19 protein-coding genes are annotated in these 18,620 nt (G+C 62.4%); 14 read left to right on the forward strand and 5 right to left on the reverse strand.

Annotation, left to right across the window (positions count from 1 at the left end):
* The first annotated feature begins 201 nt into the window (after nucleotides 1-201).
* On the forward strand, nucleotides 202-1,230 hold the full coding sequence (locus tag A3764_RS03340) for an aminoglycoside phosphotransferase family protein (protein WP_067926113.1): 1,029 nt from the start codon (nucleotides 202-204) through the stop codon (nucleotides 1,228-1,230).
* 21 nt (nucleotides 1,231-1,251) lie between these two features.
* Here A3764_RS03340 and A3764_RS03345 read toward each other — a convergent pair whose 3' ends face one another.
* The gene (locus A3764_RS03345; protein WP_067926117.1) at nucleotides 1,252-1,917 is read right to left on the reverse strand and encodes an SOS response-associated peptidase; all 666 of its coding nucleotides are present in this window, start codon (nucleotides 1,915-1,917) and stop codon (nucleotides 1,252-1,254) included.
* Between the two features lie 186 nt (nucleotides 1,918-2,103).
* On the opposite strand from A3764_RS03345, the gene A3764_RS03350 reads away from it, so the two are divergent.
* Nucleotides 2,104-3,363 (forward strand): MFS transporter, encoded by a 1,260-nt coding sequence (locus A3764_RS03350; RefSeq protein ID WP_067926121.1) that lies wholly within the window; start codon nucleotides 2,104-2,106, stop codon nucleotides 3,361-3,363.
* Between the two features lie 58 nt (nucleotides 3,364-3,421).
* On the opposite strand, the gene A3764_RS03355 is transcribed toward A3764_RS03350, so the two are convergent.
* Nucleotides 3,422-4,978 (reverse strand): bifunctional metallophosphatase/5'-nucleotidase, encoded by a 1,557-nt coding sequence (locus A3764_RS03355; RefSeq protein WP_067926125.1) that lies wholly within the window; start codon nucleotides 4,976-4,978, stop codon nucleotides 3,422-3,424.
* 157 nt (nucleotides 4,979-5,135) lie between these two features.
* Here A3764_RS03355 and A3764_RS03360 point away from each other — a divergent pair, with 157 nt between their 5' ends.
* The 3 genes from A3764_RS03360 to A3764_RS03370 are packed head-to-tail and all read left to right on the forward strand — an operon-like array spanning nucleotide 5,136 to nucleotide 6,957.
* Nucleotides 5,136-5,486, forward strand: a complete 351-nt coding sequence (locus tag A3764_RS03360) for a DUF952 domain-containing protein (RefSeq protein ID WP_067926320.1) — start codon at nucleotides 5,136-5,138, stop codon at nucleotides 5,484-5,486.
* Entirely contained in the window at nucleotides 5,483-5,914 is a 432-nt protein-coding gene (locus tag A3764_RS03365) for a DUF1330 domain-containing protein (protein WP_067926128.1), read from the forward strand. Before A3764_RS03360 ends, A3764_RS03365 begins: the two co-directional genes overlap by 4 nt.
* A complete protein-coding gene (locus A3764_RS03370; protein WP_067926132.1) occupies nucleotides 5,911-6,957 on the forward strand; it encodes a quinone-dependent dihydroorotate dehydrogenase in 1,047 nt (348 codons plus the stop codon). Before A3764_RS03365 ends, A3764_RS03370 begins: the two co-directional genes overlap by 4 nt.
* Here the strand turns inward: A3764_RS03370 and A3764_RS03375 are convergent.
* The 3 genes from A3764_RS03375 to A3764_RS03385 are packed head-to-tail and all read right to left on the reverse strand — an operon-like array spanning nucleotide 6,954 to nucleotide 9,296.
* Nucleotides 6,954-8,360, reverse strand: a complete 1,407-nt coding sequence (locus A3764_RS03375) for an MATE family efflux transporter (RefSeq protein ID WP_067926135.1) — start codon at nucleotides 8,358-8,360, stop codon at nucleotides 6,954-6,956. The two genes, A3764_RS03370 and A3764_RS03375, sit on opposite strands and share 4 nt — an antisense overlap.
* A 4-nt stretch (nucleotides 8,361-8,364) precedes the next feature.
* Nucleotides 8,365-8,877 carry a PaaI family thioesterase gene (locus A3764_RS03380; RefSeq protein WP_067926139.1) on the reverse strand — a complete coding sequence of 171 codons (513 nt, stop codon included), beginning with the start codon at nucleotides 8,875-8,877 and terminating at the stop codon, nucleotides 8,365-8,367.
* A complete protein-coding gene (locus tag A3764_RS03385; protein WP_067926142.1) occupies nucleotides 8,874-9,296 on the reverse strand; it encodes a PaaI family thioesterase in 423 nt (140 codons plus the stop codon). Before A3764_RS03385 ends, A3764_RS03380 begins: the two co-directional genes overlap by 4 nt.
* Before the next feature lie 117 nt (nucleotides 9,297-9,413).
* Here A3764_RS03385 and A3764_RS03390 point away from each other — a divergent pair, with 117 nt between their 5' ends.
* The 9 genes from A3764_RS03390 (at nucleotide 9,414) to A3764_RS03430 (ending at nucleotide 18,454) form a co-directional block, all read left to right on the forward strand.
* Nucleotides 9,414-9,782, forward strand: coding sequence for a MerR family transcriptional regulator (locus A3764_RS03390; protein WP_067926145.1), 369 nt, complete (start codon nucleotides 9,414-9,416; stop codon nucleotides 9,780-9,782).
* Between the two features lie 213 nt (nucleotides 9,783-9,995).
* Nucleotides 9,996-10,397: a MerR family transcriptional regulator gene (locus A3764_RS03395; protein ID WP_067926149.1), complete on the forward strand. Its 402-nt coding sequence runs from the start codon at nucleotides 9,996-9,998 to the stop codon at nucleotides 10,395-10,397.
* Between the two features lie 43 nt (nucleotides 10,398-10,440).
* Nucleotides 10,441-12,222, forward strand: coding sequence for an acyl-CoA dehydrogenase C-terminal domain-containing protein (locus A3764_RS03400; RefSeq protein ID WP_067926152.1), 1,782 nt, complete (start codon nucleotides 10,441-10,443; stop codon nucleotides 12,220-12,222).
* 44 nt (nucleotides 12,223-12,266) lie between these two features.
* Complete coding sequence (locus A3764_RS03405) at nucleotides 12,267-12,479, forward strand: hypothetical protein (protein ID WP_067926155.1); 213 nt, start codon at nucleotides 12,267-12,269, stop codon at nucleotides 12,477-12,479.
* Nucleotides 12,480-12,508: 29 nt separating this feature from the next.
* Nucleotides 12,509-13,657 carry an acyl-CoA dehydrogenase family protein gene (locus tag A3764_RS03410; RefSeq protein ID WP_067926324.1) on the forward strand — a complete coding sequence of 383 codons (1,149 nt, stop codon included), beginning with the start codon at nucleotides 12,509-12,511 and terminating at the stop codon, nucleotides 13,655-13,657.
* A gap of 283 nt (nucleotides 13,658-13,940) precedes the next feature.
* Nucleotides 13,941-14,579 (forward strand): glutathione S-transferase family protein, encoded by a 639-nt coding sequence (locus tag A3764_RS03415; RefSeq protein ID WP_067926159.1) that lies wholly within the window; start codon nucleotides 13,941-13,943, stop codon nucleotides 14,577-14,579.
* Nucleotides 14,580-14,593: 14 nt separating this feature from the next.
* The gene (locus A3764_RS03420) at nucleotides 14,594-15,805 is read left to right on the forward strand and encodes an acetyl-CoA C-acetyltransferase (protein WP_067926163.1); all 1,212 of its coding nucleotides are present in this window, start codon (nucleotides 14,594-14,596) and stop codon (nucleotides 15,803-15,805) included.
* On the forward strand, nucleotides 15,802-16,233 hold the full coding sequence (locus A3764_RS03425) for a hypothetical protein (RefSeq protein ID WP_067926166.1): 432 nt from the start codon (nucleotides 15,802-15,804) through the stop codon (nucleotides 16,231-16,233). Before A3764_RS03420 ends, A3764_RS03425 begins: the two co-directional genes overlap by 4 nt.
* A gap of 19 nt (nucleotides 16,234-16,252) precedes the next feature.
* A complete protein-coding gene (locus A3764_RS03430) occupies nucleotides 16,253-18,454 on the forward strand; it encodes a 3-hydroxyacyl-CoA dehydrogenase NAD-binding domain-containing protein (RefSeq protein ID WP_067926169.1) in 2,202 nt (733 codons plus the stop codon).
* The last annotated feature ends 166 nt before the right edge of the window (nucleotides 18,455-18,620 follow it).

The following is an 18,620-nucleotide window of genomic DNA, read 5'->3' on the forward strand; positions in this document are numbered from 1 at the left end:
GCACAGGATCGTTACCGGAATCGAACGGATTGTCGAAAGGGCTCATGAAAATCTCGCGGTGCAGCCGGGGCGATGTGCTTCGGGTAATACGACGCGGGGCCGGCAGCAATATGGCATCGCAAAGGGTCCGGGGCTGCTTCTGTCCTTTTCATCCGGAGGGCGCTAGGGAGGGGCATCCATTATCGAAATGCGCCCTGCCCAATGACGATACCACCGCCCTCACACCTTTTGCCCGAAGACGCGCGCGGGTTTCTCGCGCGCTGCGGTCTTGCAGACCGCGACCTGCAGGTATTCGCCGCCGATGCATCGAGACGACAATATACCCGCCTTTTCGGGCAGGACGTGATCCTGATGGACGATAGGCACGATCCCGCAGGTTTCGCCGCCTATCTTCAGGTCTCCGCCCATCTGAACGAAATGGGCCTTTCCGCCCCCCGGGTCCTCCATGCGGAACCCGACCCGGGTCTCGCCCTGCTGGAGGATTTCGGCGACGACACCTATGCGCGCTGCCTTGGAAGCGGCAGTGACGAAGAACACCTGTACGCGCTCGCCGTGGATGCGCTGCTTTATCTGCATCACCACCCCAAAGGCCCGGCCATCGAAAGACCCCTTTATGACATGGAGGTCCACCTTGATGAGTTGTCGATCTTTTCCCGGTGGTACGCGCCAGCAATGCGCCCCGATCTTGATATAGCCGCTTTCGACAAGGCGTGGCGGGCGCTCTGGTCCGCTGCCCTGCGCCCGGTGGCGGATCGATATGAAACCCTGGTGCTGAGGGATTTTCACATCGACAACCTGATGCTGTTACCCGGCAGGGAAGGCGTGCGCGCCTGCGGGCTGCTTGATTTTCAGGATGCGATCCTCGGCCCCTGTGAATATGACCTTGTTTCCCTGCTGCAGGACGCCCGGCGCGACATCGATCCCGCACTGGAGGAGCGCTTGTTCCAACGCTACTGCGCCGGTGCACCGGATATGCTGGGCGATGTAGAGCAGATCCGCCAGCGCTACGCGATACTGGGCGCCCAGCGACATGCGCGCATCCTCGGCGTTTTCGTGCGGCTGCATCAGAGGGACGGCAAATCCCGTTATCTGCCTTTCATGCCGCGCGTGCTCACCCAGTTTGAACAGGCGCTGGCTGCGGCAGATTTGGATGAGATCTCGGGCTTTCTGGATGACACCTTGGGGGATTGGCGGGACCTGGCAAAAATCTCCGATATGGCGGCGGGCTGAGCCGCGGCGCCCAAGCTGACCTCAAACCGGTTCGACCAGTTCCGCGCCCTTCGCCCGGTTGGAGTTCACTTCGCGCCCCACACGGTGCCAGGTGAGCGTCTCTTCGGGGGCGGGTTGCAACAGGGTCGCGGCGCCTTTGCCCTCCTCCCCCAGCCAGAGAGGCATATCGGGTTCTTCGATGATGACCGGCATCCGGTTGTGAATGCGCCGCATCGGGGCGTTGGCGGCGATGGTGACGACGGCGCAGGTGGCATGGCGGGCCCCGTCGCCGTCCTTCCAATCCTGCCAGATGGCGGCAAAAGCCAGCGGTGCGCCATCGCTTCGGGTGATGTACCACGGATCACGCCCGCCTTCGGGATCCTTGGTCCATTCGTAAAAACCGCTCGCGATAATGAGGCCCCGCCGCTCGCGCACGGCATTTCGGAAGGCGGGCTTTTCTGCGACGGTCTCTCCCCGCGCGTTGATTAGCAGCGGGCCGTCCGACATCTTCTTGTACCATGGCGGCAGCAGCCCCCAGCGCATTGAACGCAGGGCGCGGCCCGCATCAGCCCCGGATGTCACGATATGGACCTGTGTCGTCGGGCAGACGTTGTAATTCGGCACCTCGGGCAGATCGTTCGCCGGTGCAGCGGCAAAGATCGACGCCATGGCATCATGCGGCAATGTGATCGCCATGCGTCCGCACATGTTGGATACCTCAGGTTTCGCTGCCTCCCCCGGAATATAGGCGCACGCCCCACGCCCCGCAAATCCGCCTAGGCGATAGGCGGCACAACTGACGGAGGCGAACCGCCGATCGCGGCACGCGTGACTTTTACCCCCCTCGTCTTTCTGCGAAAGAGACGGGCAACGTTTCACTTCCAAGGCCCCTTCATGCTTCGTCAACTGCTTCCCGTCAGCGCATTGTTCCTCGGCTCCGCCTTTCTGCTCTTTGGCGGGGGGATCAATGGCCTCATCCTGCCGGTGCGCGGTACGAGCGAAGGGTTCTCCTCCCTCTCACTCGGCATGCTGGGCACGGGCTGGGCACTGGGTTACGTGTCGGGCTGCGTGCTGACGGCGGGACTTGTTTCACGGGTGGGGCATATCCGTGCCTTCGGGGCCATGGCCGCGGTGGCGGCCATTACCATCCTCGCCAGCGCCCTGCTGATCACGCCCTGGGCGTGGATCGTGCTGCGGGGCATCTGCGGCTTTTGCTTTGCGGGCACGGCGATGATCGTCGAAAGCTGGCTGAGCGACAGGACCGACCCGGAGGCGCGGGGCCGCATTTTCGGCATCTACACGATGGTGAATCTGGGGGCCACGACCGCGGGGCAGATGATGCTTACCCTGGGCGATCCCAATGGCTTTGCCTTCTTTGCTCTGGCCGCGATCTTTTATTGCCTCGCCCTTGTACCCACCGCCGTCACATCCAGTTCCACCCCGCCCCCGCTCGCGTCGGTCAAGCTGAACATGCGGGCGCTCTGGCGCAATTCCTCGGTTTCGGTGTTCAGCGTTTTTTGGGTGGGCGTGTCTAACGCAGCCTTCGGTACGCTTGCCGCCGTCTATGCGGAGCGGATCGGGCTGGTTCTGGCAGCGATCGCCTTTTTCACCTCCCTGCCGATCCTTGCCGGTGCTGTCATGCAGGTGCCGGTGGGCTATCTGTCGGACCGGATGGACCGGCGGAAGGTTCTCATCGGTATCGCGGTGTTGGCCCTGCTGGCGGACGCGGGCTTTCTAGTCCTCGCACCCGAAAGCCGTGATCTGAACCTGCTGCTCGCTTCCGTTCTTGGGGGGTCGATCTATGCGATGTATCCGGTGATCGTGGCCCATGCGAATGACCACGCCGAACCGGGCACCTCGCTGCAGATCTCCGGCGGGCTGCTGATGACCTACGGCATCGGGTCCATCGTGGGACCGCTGCTGGCAGGCTGGGCCATGGAGGACCTTGGTCTGCGCGCGCTTTTCGGCATGACCGCGCTGTCACATATCATGATCGTCCTGTTCACCATGTACCGGATCACCCGGCGCGAAGCCCCGTCCGAGGCGGAAAAGACGGTCTTCCAGCCGGCCACGGCAGGCAGAACCTCCACCCTGCAGACCATGCCCCTGAGGAACGGAGACCCCGCGCCCGGCACTGCAGAGCAACCCGCCTGAGAAAGCACAAAGGGGCGTGGCCACACCGGCCACGCCCCTTTCATTCTGAAACAGCTATTTACTTCGCGACGATACGCCCGTCGGTATAGGGTTTGTAGGGCGCGTTCTGGGCCAGGAATTCCGCCGTCACATCCGCGAGGTCGGGGCCGAAGTCATAGGCATTTTCGGCTTCCTTGAACATCGCGTAGCCGTCCCCGCCGTTGCGCACGTAGTTGTTGGAAACCACACCATAGGTCTTTTCCGGCTCGAGCGGCTGACCGGCGATCATCACATCGCTGATACGGCTGCCCGCCGGCTGGCTCGCATCGAAGGTGAATGTCATCCCCGCGACCTGCGGGAAACGGCCTGCGCCTTCCTCGATCTGGGAAACCCCGTTCTCCAGCGCTTCCATCAACTGCTCTCCACTGACCTGAAAGGTGGACAGCGTGTTCTGGAACGGCAGTACCGTCAGCACCTCGCCCATGGTGACATCCCCCGCGTCGATTGAGGCGCGCAAACCGCCGCTGTTGGCGATGGCGACGTCGATCCCCTGATCGGCCACCCGGGCGAGCATCGCATCGGCCACAAGGTTGCCCATGGCGCATTCACCGGCACGGCAAATGTCGCGGCCCCCCTCGATCGCCTCCTCTGCCTGGGCCACCACGCGGTTGCGGATTTCCTCCAGCGGTTTTGCAGCCTCGCCAATGCGGTCCACGGTCGAGCTATCCTCCGTCACTGCGGCGTCGAGCAGAAGCGGGTCACCCACGGCTTCGATCACGCGACCTTCGTCATCGAAGGTGACATTCAACTCCCCGAGGAATTTACCGTAGGCATAGGCCTGCACGATCGCCGTTTCGCCCTCCATGGTGGGATAGGGCCCTTCGGCGCGTTCATGCGTGTTGCTGAGCAGCGTGTTGGAATGACCGCCGACAATCACGTCGACGCCGGTTGTTTCCCGCGCGACGCGCTGGTCCACGCCGAAGCCCGAATGGCTGAGCACGACGATCTTGTTGACGCCCTCTTCTGTCAGGCGGTCGACCTCGGCCTGCACCGCTTCGACCGGGTCGGTGAAGATGATGTTGTCACCGGGGCTGGCGAGTTCATGGGTGTCCTGCGGGGTCAGACCGATCAGCCCGATCTTTTCGCCGTTCTTCTCGATCACCGTCGATTTGCGGATCGCATCCGCCAGCAGCGGCTCACCAGAGACATCGGCGTTCGACATCAGGATGGGGAATTCAACCGCATCCACGAAACCCTTCAGCACTTCGGGGCCGTCGTCGAATTCGTGGTTGCCCACGGTCATCGCGTCATAGCCCATCTTGTTCATCATTTCGGCGGCCAGCGCACCCTTGTAGTGGGTGTAGAAGAGCGTGCCCTGGAACTGGTCGCCCCCGTCCACCAACAGCGCATTGTCGGTCCGGCCCCGCGCTTCGTTGATGGCCGTCACCAGCCGGCCCGAGCCGCCAAAGCATTCGCCGGCGCTGTTGTCCTCGGCGGAACAGGGGCCGTCATACTTGCTGATCGGCTCGAACCGGGCGTGGAAGTCATTGGTGTGCAGGATGGTCAATTTGTACTCGGCGGCTGCCATTCCGCTGGTCATGGCCAGCGCGGCGGCGCTCGTCAGGAATCGTTTCATCGGTCTTCCCCTGTTGTGTTGATACCGCATGGTGGCGCGCGGCCCGGAGGGAGTCAAAGCGGATATGGCACTGCCCCAGCGGCAGGTCGCGCAGCGTCCGGTCAAAGGCGGCGCAGGCGGCCTTGACCGGACCTTCCCGCGCGGGCACTACGGGCCCATGTTGATCTACAAGATATTCCGGTCCGACGAATGGGCCGCGCTGCGCCGGGACGGCCATACCAAAGGCGCCCCCATCGACGTTTCCGACGGCTATGTGCATTTTTCCACCGCCGAACAGGCTCCCGAAACAGCAGCGAAACATTTCGCGGGGGAGGAGGGATTGTATCTGCTGGCGCTTGATGCCGATACGCTCGGCCCCGAGTTGCAATGGGAGCCTTCGCGCGGCGGTGCCCTTTTTCCCCACCTTTACCGGGACCTGCGGATGGAAGATGTCGCCTGGGCCCAGCCGCTGCCGCTCGAAGACGGCCAACACCGCTTTCCCGCAGGTTTCGAAACGGAGGAACAATGACCCGATATATCGATCCGGACCGCGCGCAGTTCGATGCTTTCAAAGCTCTTGACCGGGATGCGCCGCTCGACATGTTCAACCTCGTCAAACTGCAGGACAAGGCCAATTATCCCGGGGATCACGGTCTTGCGCGGGATGGGCTGACCGGGGCGGACGCCTATGAGCTTTACGGGAAGGAAAGTGGCCCTGTTTTCGCCCGTGTGGGCGGAAAGATCGTTTGGCGCGGGCAATTCGATCTGACGCTGATCGGCCCGCAGGATGAAACCTGGGATGTGGCGTTCATTGCCCGCTATCCCAGTGCCCATGCCTTTCTGGAAATGATCTCTGACCCGATCTACAAGGACGCCGTGGTGCATCGGCAGGCGGCGGTGGAAACGTCCCGCCTGATCCGCACGCAGAACCTGCCCCTGACTGACGGCTTCGCGTGAACGCGCTTTTCGAACGGCTGGGCCTGCTCGCCCTGCACCGGCTCGACCCGGAGACGGCCCATGGCCTTGCCCTTCGCGCGCTCAATTCCGGTCTGACGCCGGCACCGGGGCCCATCACCTCCCCCCAGTTGAAGACCACGCTTGCGGGGCTGGCCTTGCCGAACCCCGTGGGTCTCGCTGCGGGTTTCGACAAGAACGCGACGGCGGTAAAGCCGCTGCAACAGGCCGGTTTCGGCTTTCTGGAGGTGGGCGCCGCGACGCCGAAGCCGCAGCCGGGCAACCCGCGCCCGCGGCTTTTTCGCCTGTCCGAAGACCGCGCGGCGATCAACCGTTTCGGGTTCAACAACGATGGCGCGGAGGAGATCGTATCCCGCCTCGCCCGGCCCCGGGACCCGGCGGTACCCGTGGGTCTGAACCTCGGTGCCAACAAGACCTCGACCGACCGGGCCGCCGATTTCGCCACCGTGATGCGTGCGGCCCGCGACCATGTGGATTTCGCCACCGTCAATGTCTCCTCCCCGAACACCGAAAGGCTGCGGGACCTGCAGGGCAAAGCGGCCCTTGCGGGATTGCTCTCCGGGGTCATGTCAGAACGCGGTGCCTGCCCGGTCTTTCTCAAGATCGCGCCGGACCTGTCCGACGCCGAAATAGCCGAGATCGCAGAGGTAGCGCAGGAAGCGGGTGTCGCCGCCATCATCGCCACCAACACGACGCTCGACCGGACCGGCCTTTCCAGCGCCTACGCGCAGGAAACCGGGGGCCTTTCGGGCAGACCGCTCATGGAAAGATCGACCCGCGTATTGGCACGGCTTTCCTTTTCCACCGATGTGCCGCTGATCGGCGTGGGCGGCATCGCAAGCGCGGAGGACGCCTATGCGAAGCTTCGGGCCGGTGCCTCCGCCGTACAGCTCTATACCGCGCTGGTCTATGACGGGCTGTCGCTGGTGAGCCGCATCGTCGAAGGGTTGGACGGGCTTCTGAAACGCGACGGCTTTGCCTCTGTCGCCGATGCGGTCGGCACCGGGCGGGAGGCCTACCTTTAGCCCGCAGTCGCCTTGCCTTGCCTGAGGGGCGGGGGCGGCGCATCCGCATCGGCTTCGAGCGAGGGATACCGCAGGCCCAACGTAATGCCCCGGGCGACGAAAGACGCCAGAAGGGATAGCCACAGCCCGTGATTGCCCAAGGCGGGCACCAGTACCAGCGCAAAACCCACGTAGATGGCGAAGCTGATCGCCATCATGTTGCGCATGTCGCGTGACCGTGTGGCACCGATGAAAATACCGTCCAGCATCCATGCCGCCCAGCCCGCGACCGGGGCCGCCACCATGTAGGGCAGGTAATCCCGCGCCACGGCGCGCACCCCGGTCGCGGTCGCCATCAAATCGATGATCGCACCCCCTGCCAATGCGAAAGCGATTGCCATCCCGACGCAGGTGGCCAAGCCCCAGCCGCTCGTCAGCAAGGCGCCTCGGCGCAACACCGCACGCTGCCGCGCGCCCATGGCCCGCCCCACAAGCGCCTCGGCGGCATAGGCGAACCCGTCGAGCGCGAAGGCCGTGATCATGAGGAACTGCAACAGCACCTGATTGGCGGCGAGTGTGACATCGCCCAGCCCCGACCCCATGAAGAGGAAGGACACGAACATCGCCTCCAGCAGCATGGAACGGATCAGGATATCGGTATTCACCCGCATCATGTGCAGCCAGCGCGGCCCGTCAAAGACCTGGGCCCAGTTGCGCCATTCGGGCAGGCGGAACGCGGCCCGGCAAAACCACAGGCCCAGCGCGGCACCAGACCATTCCGACAGGAAGGTCGCGATGGCCACCCCCTGCACCCCCCAGTCGAGCCCCAGAACGAACCACAAATCGAGCACGATGTTCAGCCCGTTCATCCAGAGCTGGATGGCCAGAACGGCGCGTGTGCGCTCCTGCGCGATAAGCCACCCGGTGATGGCGTAAATCGAAATCGCCGCCGGGGCCGACCAGACGCGGATGGCCATATATTGCTGGGCCAAGCCTTCCACCTCTGCGGAACCGGGCGAAAGCCGGAAGGACGCCCAAAAGAGAGGCAGTTGCAAAAGGATGATCGCGGCCCCTGCCCCTGCCCCGATCAACAGCCCGCGGGTAAGCAGGGCGGCGACTTCGGCATCGTCCCCGTGGCCCGCGGCCTGCGCCGTCAGACCGACAGTGCCCATCCGCAAGAAGCCAAAGATCCAGTAGAGCGCCGAGAGGATGATCGCCCCCAGCCCCACCGCGCCGATGGGGGCGGCAAGGCCCATCTGGCCCACGACCCCGGTATCGACCGAACCAAGGATCGGGACAGTGGCATTGGAGATGACGATCGGGACCGCGATGTTGAGAACCCGGCGATGGGTCACGACGTCGCGCGGTTCCAGCGCGCCCTTGTCGACGGCACGGACCTCCGCGTCGCTGAGAGGTTCGTCCACCGGATCAGCCCTGACGCCGGGGGATCACGAAATGGCCGGTAGCCTGGGCAAAAAGGCGCGCCCGGTTGTCCTGCCAGGCCTCTACGTGAACCGACGCATAGCGACGGCCAGAACGGTTGATGCGGGCGCGGGCATAGGCATCCCGGGGCAGGCCCGACCGCAGATAATCGACAGTGAAGTCGATCGTCTTGGGCAACCGGGGAAGATGCGCATGATCGAGGTTATCGAGATCGAGCGCACCGCTTTCCATATCCTCCCAGATCAATCCCCAGCTGAGCGTGACAATCGCCGTCATCTCCAGAAATGCCGCCGTCACCCCACCGTGGAGCGCGGGCAGCAGCGGATTGCCGATGAGCGTATCGTTGAAGGGTAGAAGCCCGGTCAGCTCATCCCCCCGCCGTTCGAACCGGATGCCCAGAAACTGGATATAGGGCACACCTTCGACAAGCGCGCGCAACACGCCATCCCGCCGCTGCTTGACCACCTGAACGGGTTCGGGGCGTTTCGAAAAGCTCATCTTTTGCCCTCCACCGTGAAGGTGCCGGTCGCGGTGGCGACCGGGTTATCGGCATCATCGTCGGTGGCCGTGGCCCGGACGAAGGCCACCGACCGGGTGACATGATAGCAGGTCGCGGTCGTGCGGATCCGTTGCCCGGGGCGCGCCGCGCGCAGGTATTCGATGCGCAGATCCATGGTTGCCGTCCCGGCGGGATTGGTCGGATGGCTCATCACCGCTGCCCCGCAGGTGGTATCCATTAGGGCCGATACCGCACCGCCGTGAATCACCTTGGTCACCGGATCGCCGATGAACCGCTCGTCATAGGCCATGGAAACAACCGCGGTACCGCGTTCGATATCCTCCACCTCCATCCCCAATGCCACGGCATGCGGCAGGGCCTGTATGAATTGCCTCGCCATGCGCGTTTTGTCTGACATGTATCGCGCCCCTTTTTCCTGCCTGATGAACTTTATCCGTTGATGCCTTCCAAAGGGCAAGAGGACCTGTTGCTCATTCATCTGCTTGGACATAGCCTGTGGCGGAGGAGACCGCCCATGGCCGACGACCGCCTGACTTTCAAGGAAATGTGCGCTACGTTCGACGTAACGCCGCGCACGCTGCGCTACTATGAATACATAGAGCTGCTGCAACCTGACCGCGAAGGCCGTGCACGTTTCTACGGGGCACGGGAACGGGCGCGGATGAAGCTCATCATGCGGGGGCGGAAATTCGGATTCGCGCTCGAAGACATTCGGCAGTGGCTGCTTATCTACGAAAAAGAAGGCACCGACGCCCAGATGCGGACCTGGATCGAAATGGCGGACCGGCAGTTGGCCGAACTGGCCGATCAAAAGGCCCAGCTGGAAGAGGCGATGTCCGAATTGCAGCGCCTGCGCGACGACACCGCCGCCGCGCTCGACTGATCCGAAAACCTTTCCCTTAGTTTGAATCGCTGTTTTCCCCCGATCCGGGGGCAGAACACCGCTGTATCATCCCGCTGACGCACTAGGTCGTTACGTCAACTTCACAAGTGACGCGACGTCCAGCTTACGTCAACGTAAGGCATCGCTTTATATCCACCCCGAGTACCAAGATCGATCATCGAAAGCCAACCGACCCCAGAACGGAGGGACGTCATGACCGAAGATACAAAAACAATTCGACAGATGTGCGACGCATTTGACGTCACGCCCCGGACATTGCGCTTTTACGAAGCCAAGGAACTGCTGTTTCCGATCCGGGACGGGCAAAAGCGCCTCTTCACGAAACGGGACCGCGCCCGGCTCAAACTGATCCTGCGCGGCAAACGCTTCGGCTTTTCGCTCGAACAGATCCGCCAGCTGCTCGATCTCTATCACATGGGGGATCAGCAACATACGCAGATCGCCCGCACCTACGAGATCGCGAAAGAGCGCCTGGCCGATATGGAAGCCCAGCGCGACGAGCTGACCGAAGCGATCGAGGACCTGCAAGCACAGATCAAATGGGGCGAGAAGATGATCTCCTCCATGAACAATTCGCGCAAGGCGGCGGAATAACCGCCCCGCGCCGTCCGAACCAAAGATTCCCAACGGAGACACCATGCCCAGCTATACCGCCCCCATCGACGATCTGCAGTTCGTGTTGCACGACGTACTGAACGTCACCGAGCAGAGCACACCCGGCTACGACGAACTGGAACCCGATTTCACCGCGGCCATCCTCGGCGAAGCGGGCAAACTCACCTCAGAGGTTTTGGCCCCGCTCAACACGGTCGGCGATACCGAGGGCTGCCGGTTGGAGAACGGGGTGGTCTACACGCCCAAGGGGTTCAAGGAAGCCTTCGAAAAGGTCAAGGAAGGCGGCTGGCCCGGTCTGGACATGCCCGAGCAATACGGCGGCCAGAACATGCCCTATGTGGTGGGCACCGCCGTGGGAGAGATGTTTTCCGCCGCGAACCAGGCCTTCACCATGTATCAGGGTCTGACCCACGGTGCGGCCTCCGCGATCCTCGCCCACGGGACCGATGGCCAGAAAGATACCTATCTGCCCAAGATGGTTTCCTGCGAATGGACGGGTACGATGAACCTGACGGAACCGCACTGCGGCACCGATCTGGGCATGATGCGCACCAAGGCCGCCCCGCAGGAAGACGGCAGCTACAAGATCACCGGGCAGAAGATTTTCATCTCTTCCGGCGAACATGACATGGCAGACAACATCATTCACCTCGTTCTGGCCAAGATCGAAGGCGGCCCGGAGGGGATCAAGGGCGTGTCGCTTTTCATCGTGCCGAAATTCATGGTGAACGAAGACGGCTCGCTGGGCGAGCGCAACGGCGTATCCGTGGGTTCCATCGAGGAAAAGATGGGCATTCACGGCAATTCCACCTGCGTGATGAACTACGACGGCGCGACCGGTTACCTGTTGGGCAGTGAGCATAAGGGCATGCGCGCGATGTTCACCATGATGAACGAAGCCCGCCTGGGCGTCGGCATGCAGGGTCTCGCCCAGGCAGAGGTCGCCTATCAGAACGCGCTGATCTACGCCAAGGACCGGCTGCAGGGCCGCGCTGTCACCGGCGCCGAGAATCCCGACGGGCCGGCCGATCCGCTCATCGTGCATCCGGACATTCGCCGCTCGCTGATGGACCAGAAAAGCTTTGCCGAAGGCGCGCGGGCGTTCATCCTGTGGGGGGCCACGCTTATCGACGCCGCGCATCGCAGCGGTGACGCCGATGCGGACGGGCTCGTGTCGCTGATGACGCCGGTCATCAAGGGCTTCCTGACCGATCAGGGCTACGACATGACCGTCAAGGCACAGCAGATCTACGGCGGCCACGGCTACATCGAAGAATGGGGCATGTCGCAGTTCACACGCGACGCGCGTATCGCGATGATCTACGAAGGGGCCAACGGCGTTCAGGCGCTCGACCTCGTGGGCCGCAAACTGGCCGCCGACGGCGGCAAGCACGTGATGGCTTTCTTCGACATGGTGAAAACCTTCATCCGCGACAATTCCGGACAGGATGCGGAATTCGACAAGGCGTTCATGGAACCGCTGAAATCCGCCAGCAAGGATTTGCAGGCCGCCGGGATGTACTTCATGCAGAACGGGATGAAGAATCCCAATGATGCGCTCGCCGGTTCGAACGACTTCATGCATATGTTCGGTCACGTCTGCCTCGGCCTGATGTGGGCAAAGATGGGGCTCGCCGCAAAGAAAGCGCTGGCCGAAGGAAAAGGCGACGCCGCGTTTTACGAAACGAAGCTGACAACCGGGCGTTACTACATGGCACGCCAGTTGCCCGCGACCGCGCTGCACCTCACCCGCATCCAATCGGGCGGCGAGACTGTCATGGCGTTGGAGGCGGCGAACTTCTAAAATCGGCGGCGGGGGATCCCCCGTCTGCCACCTACGGAGACCAGATGCCAAAACGCTTTCGCCTGACCCGCCGCTTTCCCGTCGCCATGACCGAAGACGGCTACCGGCGGCTGAAGAAATTCTCCGCCGATGCGGGGCTCGACGAGGGGGAGGCGCTGTCCTTCCTGTTCGAGAACTTCAACAGCGTGATGAACGAGGAGAACCTCACGGCGCGGCTTCGGCTCTTCAATTCGGAACTGGACGACCGAAAACGCTGACGAACCTGGGAGGGGGGTACATGACACAGATGCAGACCGGTCCGTCCTCCTGGATGACCGACGAACATCGGATGATTGCCGAGCTTACGGCGCAATTCATCACCAAGGAATGGACCCCGCGCTTCGCCGAGTGGCGCGAGCAGGGCATGATGGATCGCAGCGCGTGGAATGAAGCGGGCGAACTGGGCCTGCTCTGCCCATCCATTCCGGAAAACTACGGCGGCGCGGGGGGAGACTTTGGCCATGAGGCGGCGATCCTCATCGAGGTCTCCCGCGCGAACCTCGCCTCATGGGGGCATAGCGTTCACTCCGGAATCGTGGCGCATTACCTGCTGGCCTACGGCACAGAAGAGCAGAAGAAGCGCTGGCTTCCCAAGATGGCCAGCGGCGAGATGGTCGGCGCCATCGCGATGACCGAACCCGCAACGGGTTCCGACCTGCAGCGTATCTCCACCCGCGCGACACGCGAAGGGAACGCCTACAAGCTCAGCGGGCAAAAGACTTACATCACCAACGGCCAACACGCGGATCTCATTATCGTGGCGGCCAAAACCGATCCGTCAGAGGGCGCAAAGGGCGTCTCCCTCATGGTGGTGGAGACGGACGGGGCCGAAGGGTTTCACCGCGGGCGCAACCTCGACAAGATCGCGATGCATGCGTCAGACACCTCCGAATTGTTCTTCGACAATGTGGAAGTGCCGCCTGAAAATCTGCTCGGTCAACAGGAAGGCCGCGGCTTTTATCAGATGATGGAACAGCTTCCGCAGGAACGGCTGATCATCGGGTGCGGTGCCGTGGGCGCCATGGAAGGCGCTGTCGAACGCACCATCGCCTATTGCAAGGAACGCCAGGCTTTCGGCGGCCCCCTCACGCAGTTCCAGAATACCCGGTTCAAACTCGCCGAATGCAAAACCCGCACTGCCGTCGCCCGCAGCTTCCTCGATTCCTGCATCGCCGAACATCTGGCCGGGGAATTGACCGTTGAAAAGGCCGCCATGCAGAAATACTGGCTGACCGAGACACAGGGACAGGTGCTCGACGACTGCCTGCAACTGCACGGCGGCGCCGGGTTCATGCAGGACGTCGCCGTCGGCGAGATGTGGGCCGATGCGCGCGTTCAGCGCATCTACGGCGGAACGAACGAGATCATGAAGGAACTGATCGGGAGGTCGCTGTGACCCGGTCGGCCAAGGAGAATGACGCTTGCCGCCGGACCCTCCGGGGGGAGTATTTGCGGAAGGGTGAAGGATGGAAGACGTCCCCCCGCTACCGACCCTTTGGCCTTGAAGGAACGCCTTCACCCTTTGCGGTCATCGGCTCTCCAACCTGTACCGCATGCCAAGTTTTCAGCCAAACCGGTTCACAAACCGTAAATTTTCTGCCCTTCACCCTTTTTTCAATACTCCACGGGGTCCGGGGGTGTGAAACCCCCGGCGCCCGAGCCAGAAAGGACGGACCGACATGACGATAAAGCTGCACTGCTTCGGGGAATCCGGCAACGCCTACAAGGCGGCCCTTGCCCTTGAACTGTCCGGATTGGACTGGGAACCTGTCAAGGTGGACTTTTTCGGCGGGCAGACGCGCTCCGCCGACTACCGGGCGCAGATCAACAACATGGGCGAAGCGCCCGTGATGATCGACGGTGATGTCCGGTTGACCCAATCCGGGGTCATCCAGGATTATGTATCGGAGAAGAGCGGCAAGTTCGGCGGAGCGAACGCGGAAGAGCGGCGCGAAATCCTGCGCTGGGTGCTGTGGGACAATCACAAGCTCAGCTCGAATGCCGGGGTCACCCGCTTCCTGATGAACTTCCTGCCCGAGGACAAGCGCCCGCAGGAAGTGATCGGCTTTCTGCAGGGGCGCTTGGCCGGCGCCTATGCGGTTCTGGACGACCATCTGAAGGACCGGGACTGGATCGTGGGCGATAAGCTCACGAACGCCGACCTGAGCTGCTGCGGATACCTCTATTATCCCGAGCCTTTCGGTTTCGACCGCAAGGAATGGGGCAACATCGACGCGTGGCTCACGCGTCTGTCCGAAACTCCGGGCTGGAAAGCCCCCTACGACCTGATGCCCGGCAGCCCTGCTGACCGCGCCTGAAAAAGGAGAGAACGATGACCGAAGCCTATATCTATGATGCATTGCGAACCCCGCGTGGCAAGGGCCGCAAGGACGGCGCGCTGCACGAAGTGACCGCCCTGCGCCTCAGCGCCGAAACCCTCAATGCCGTCAAGGAGCGTAACAACCTCGAAGGTCATGCCGTCGAGGACGTGATCTGGGGCAACGTCACCCAGGTGATGGAACAGGGCGGCTGCCTTGCACGGTCCGCGGTTCTGGCGTCCGACCTTGACGAGCGTATTCCCGGCCTTGCGATCAACCGGTTCTGCGCATCCGGCATGGAAGCCGTGAACCTTGCCGCAAACCAGGTAAAGGGTGGCGCGGGCAACGCCTATATCGCCGGCGGCGTGGAGATGATGGGCCGCGTGGCCATGGGGTCGGACGGTGCCGCGATGGCGGTGGACCCTACCCTTGCCATGGAAAAGTATTTCGTTCCGCAGGGCATCTCTGCTGACATCATCGCCACCGAATACGGCTTTTCCCGCGATGAGGCGGACCAGCTTGCCATGCAGTCCCAGCAGCGTGCGAAGCGGGCTTGGGACGAAGGCCGCTTCGACAGGTCGGTCATCACGGTGCGCGACCAGAACGGCCTGCCGATCCTAGACCATGACGAATACATGCGCCCGCAGACCGACATGCAGTCGCTTGGCAGCCTCAACCCCGCCTTCCAGCAGATGGGGGAGGTCATGCCCGGTTTCGACAAGGTGGCACTGATGAAGTACCCCCACCTTGAGAAGATCAACCACATCCACCATGCGGGCAACTCCTCCGGCATCGTGGACGGGGCGGCCGCGGTTCTGATCGGCAACAAGGAATTCGGCGAGCAATACGGGCTGAAGCCCCGGGCCCGCATCAAGGCCACCGCAAAGATCGGGACGGACCCGACCATCATGCTCACCGGTCCTGTCCCCGTGACCCAGAAGATCCTCAAGGACAACGGGATGAACATCAACGACATCGACCTCTTCGAGGTGAACGAGGCCTTTGCCGCGGTTGTCATGCGCTTCATGCAGGCGTTCGATGTGGATGACAGCAAGGTCAACGTGAACGGCGGCGGCATCGCGATGGGCCATCCTCTGGGTGCGACGGGGGCGATGATCATCGGCATCCTGCTCGACGAGATGGAGCGGACCGACAAGGAAGTCGGTCTGGCGACCCTCTGCATCGCGTCGGGGATGGGTGCGGCGACGATCATCGAACGCGTATGACCTTGGATCTTCAGGAATTCGCGGATGAGGTGGTCGATGCGATCAGGAGGGAAGACGTCGACGCCTACCTCAGCCTGATGGCGGTGCCCTACCAGATCGTGACGGCCACGGAGTCGCGCACGATCGAAAAGATGGAAGGGCTGGCCGATCACTTCGCGACCTATTGCAAGGGTCTCAGGCAACTTGGCTTCGAGGACCTGTCGCACAAGATGATCTCGACCACGCTTCTGGGGCCGGACCTTGCCGTAGGTATCTACCAGACGGACCTCTACCGCGACGATCACCTCTATGTCGCGCCTTTCCGGTCCGTCGTGACCGTCAGGCGGGGCGAAGACCTGAAATGGCGCGCCGTGGCATCGGCGCACACCATCAATCACGCGGACTGGACCGGGCGGATGGACGCGGTTTCAGGCTCCACAAATATCTAGGTAAAGGAAACCTTTGCACATGACCGATTTCACAATGCAGACAGGCGATGACGGGATCGCCATCATCACCTGGGACGTTCCGGGAAAATCCATGAACGTGATGTCCTTCGACGGGCTGGTCGAAGTGGGCCAGCTTGTCGATGACGCGCTCGCGGACGAAGCCGTGAAGGGCATCATCATCACTTCAGGCAAGGAAGGGTCATTCGCCGGTGGCATGGACCTGAACCTGCTCGCGAAGCTGAAGGCGGACGCGGGCGACGATCCTGCCAAGGGCCTTTTCGAAGGCACGATGAAAATGCACGAGATGCTGCGCAAGATCGAGCTGGCCGGCATGGACCGCAAGACACAGAAGGGCGGCAAGCCGATTGCCTCTGTCTTGCCCGGCACCGCCGCAGGCATCGGGCTCGAACTGCCGCTCGCGACGCACCGCATTTTTGCCGCCAACAATCCCAAGGCCCGCATCGGCTTGCCCGAGATCCTTGTCGGCATTTTCCCCGGTGCTGGTGGTACCACGCGCCTGACGCGCAAACTGGGCGCCATGGGTGCCTCGCCCTTCCTTCTGGAAGGCAAGATGGTGTCCCCCGACGCGGCCAAGCGTGCCGGCATCATCGACGAAGTCAGCGACGATCCGATGGCGGACGCTCGCGAATGGGTGCTGAATGCCAGGGACGCCGATCTGGTGAAGCCATGGGATGCCAAGGGCTACAAGATGCCCGGCGGCGCCCCCTACCATCCGGCGGGCTTCATGACCTTCGTCGGCGCCAACGCAATGGTCAACGGCAAGACCCAAGGCGCGTTCCCCGCCGCGAAGGCACTGCTGTCGGCGGTCTACGAAGGCGCATTGGTCCCCTTCGACACCGCCCTGAAGATCGAGGCACGCTGGTTCACCTCCGTCCTGATGAATCCCTCCTCCGAGGCGATGATCCGTTCGCTCTTCCTCAACAAGGAGGCGCTCGAAAAAGGCGCGGTGCGGCCCGAAGGCGTACCGGACCAGCGGGTGAAGAAACTCGGTGTACTCGGTGCCGGCATGATGGGTGCGGGTATCGCACTGGTATCGGCACAGGCAGGCATCGAAGTGGTATTGATCGACCGTGATCAGGAAGCCGCCGACAAGGGCAAAGCCTATTCCGAAAGCTTCATGGACAAGGGTATCGCCAAGAAAAAGGCAACGCCCGAGAAGAAGGAAGCCCTCCTGAACCTCATCACGGCGACGACCGATCTGGAGGCGCTGAAAGGCTGCGACCTGATCATCGAAGCCGTTTTCGAGGATCCGGGCGTGAAGGCCGAGATGACAAAGAAGGTCGAGGCCGTGATCCCCGAAGACTGCATCTTCGCGTCAAACACCTCCACCCTGCCCATAACCGAGCTTGCCAAGGCATCGAGCCGGCCCGAGCAGTTCATCGGCATTCACTTCTTCTCTCCGGTCGAGAAAATGCTGCTGGTGGAAATCATCAAGGGCAAGGAAACAGGCGACCGCGCGGTGGCCAAATCGCTCGACTATGTCCGGCAAATTCGCAAGACCCCGATTGTCGTCAACGATGCGCGCTTCTTCTATGCCAACCGCTGCATCATTCCCTACGGCAACGAAGCGACGCGGATGATCACGGAAGGCGTCGCACCGGCGCTGATTGATCATGCCGCGCAGCAGCTCGGTTTCCCCGTGGGGCCGGTGCAGCTCGGCGACGAGACATCGATCGACCTTGCGACCAAGATCATGCGCGCCACGAAGGCGGCGATGGGCAATGCCTATCCAGCCTCCGAAGCGGATGACCTGATCGTGTGGATGGAAGATCTGGGCCGTCTGGGACGCAAGGCCAAGGCCGGCTATTTCGAGTATGACGACAAGGGCAAGCGGCTTGGATACTGGAAAGGCATCCATGACAAATATCCGCTGGCCGATGAACAGCCCGACCTGCGGGAGGTACAGGACAGGCTGATGTTCGCGCAGGTTCTGGAGGCCGTCCGCGCGCTGGAAGAAGGCGTGCTGGAAGACATCCGCGAAGGCGACGTCGGTGCCATCCTCGGCTGGGGCTTCGCACCGTGGTCCGGTGGCCCGTTCAGCTGGCTGGACATCATCGGCGCGCCCTATGCCGCCGAGCGCTGCGATCAGCTGGCAGAGAAATATGGCGAGCGGTTCGAATGCCCCGCCCTGCTGCGCGAAATGGCCGAAAAGAACCAGACGTTCTACGGTCGTTTCGGTCCCCAGGCGGAAGCCGCCTGACCGGGCGCCAACGATTACGGACACCTGAACAGGAAGGGAGCCGTCAGGCTCCCTTTTTTGTTACTTTTTCCGATTTTCCTTGTGTTTCTAAGGAACTTCCCTGCCGCCCAAAGCATTTAATTTACGAAGCAACTGATAAAGGAGATAGAGATGAAACGCTTTGCAT

It is taken from the genome of Sulfitobacter sp. HI0129 (genome assembly GCF_001635395.1).
GTDB lineage: Bacteria > Pseudomonadota > Alphaproteobacteria > Rhodobacterales > Rhodobacteraceae > Sulfitobacter.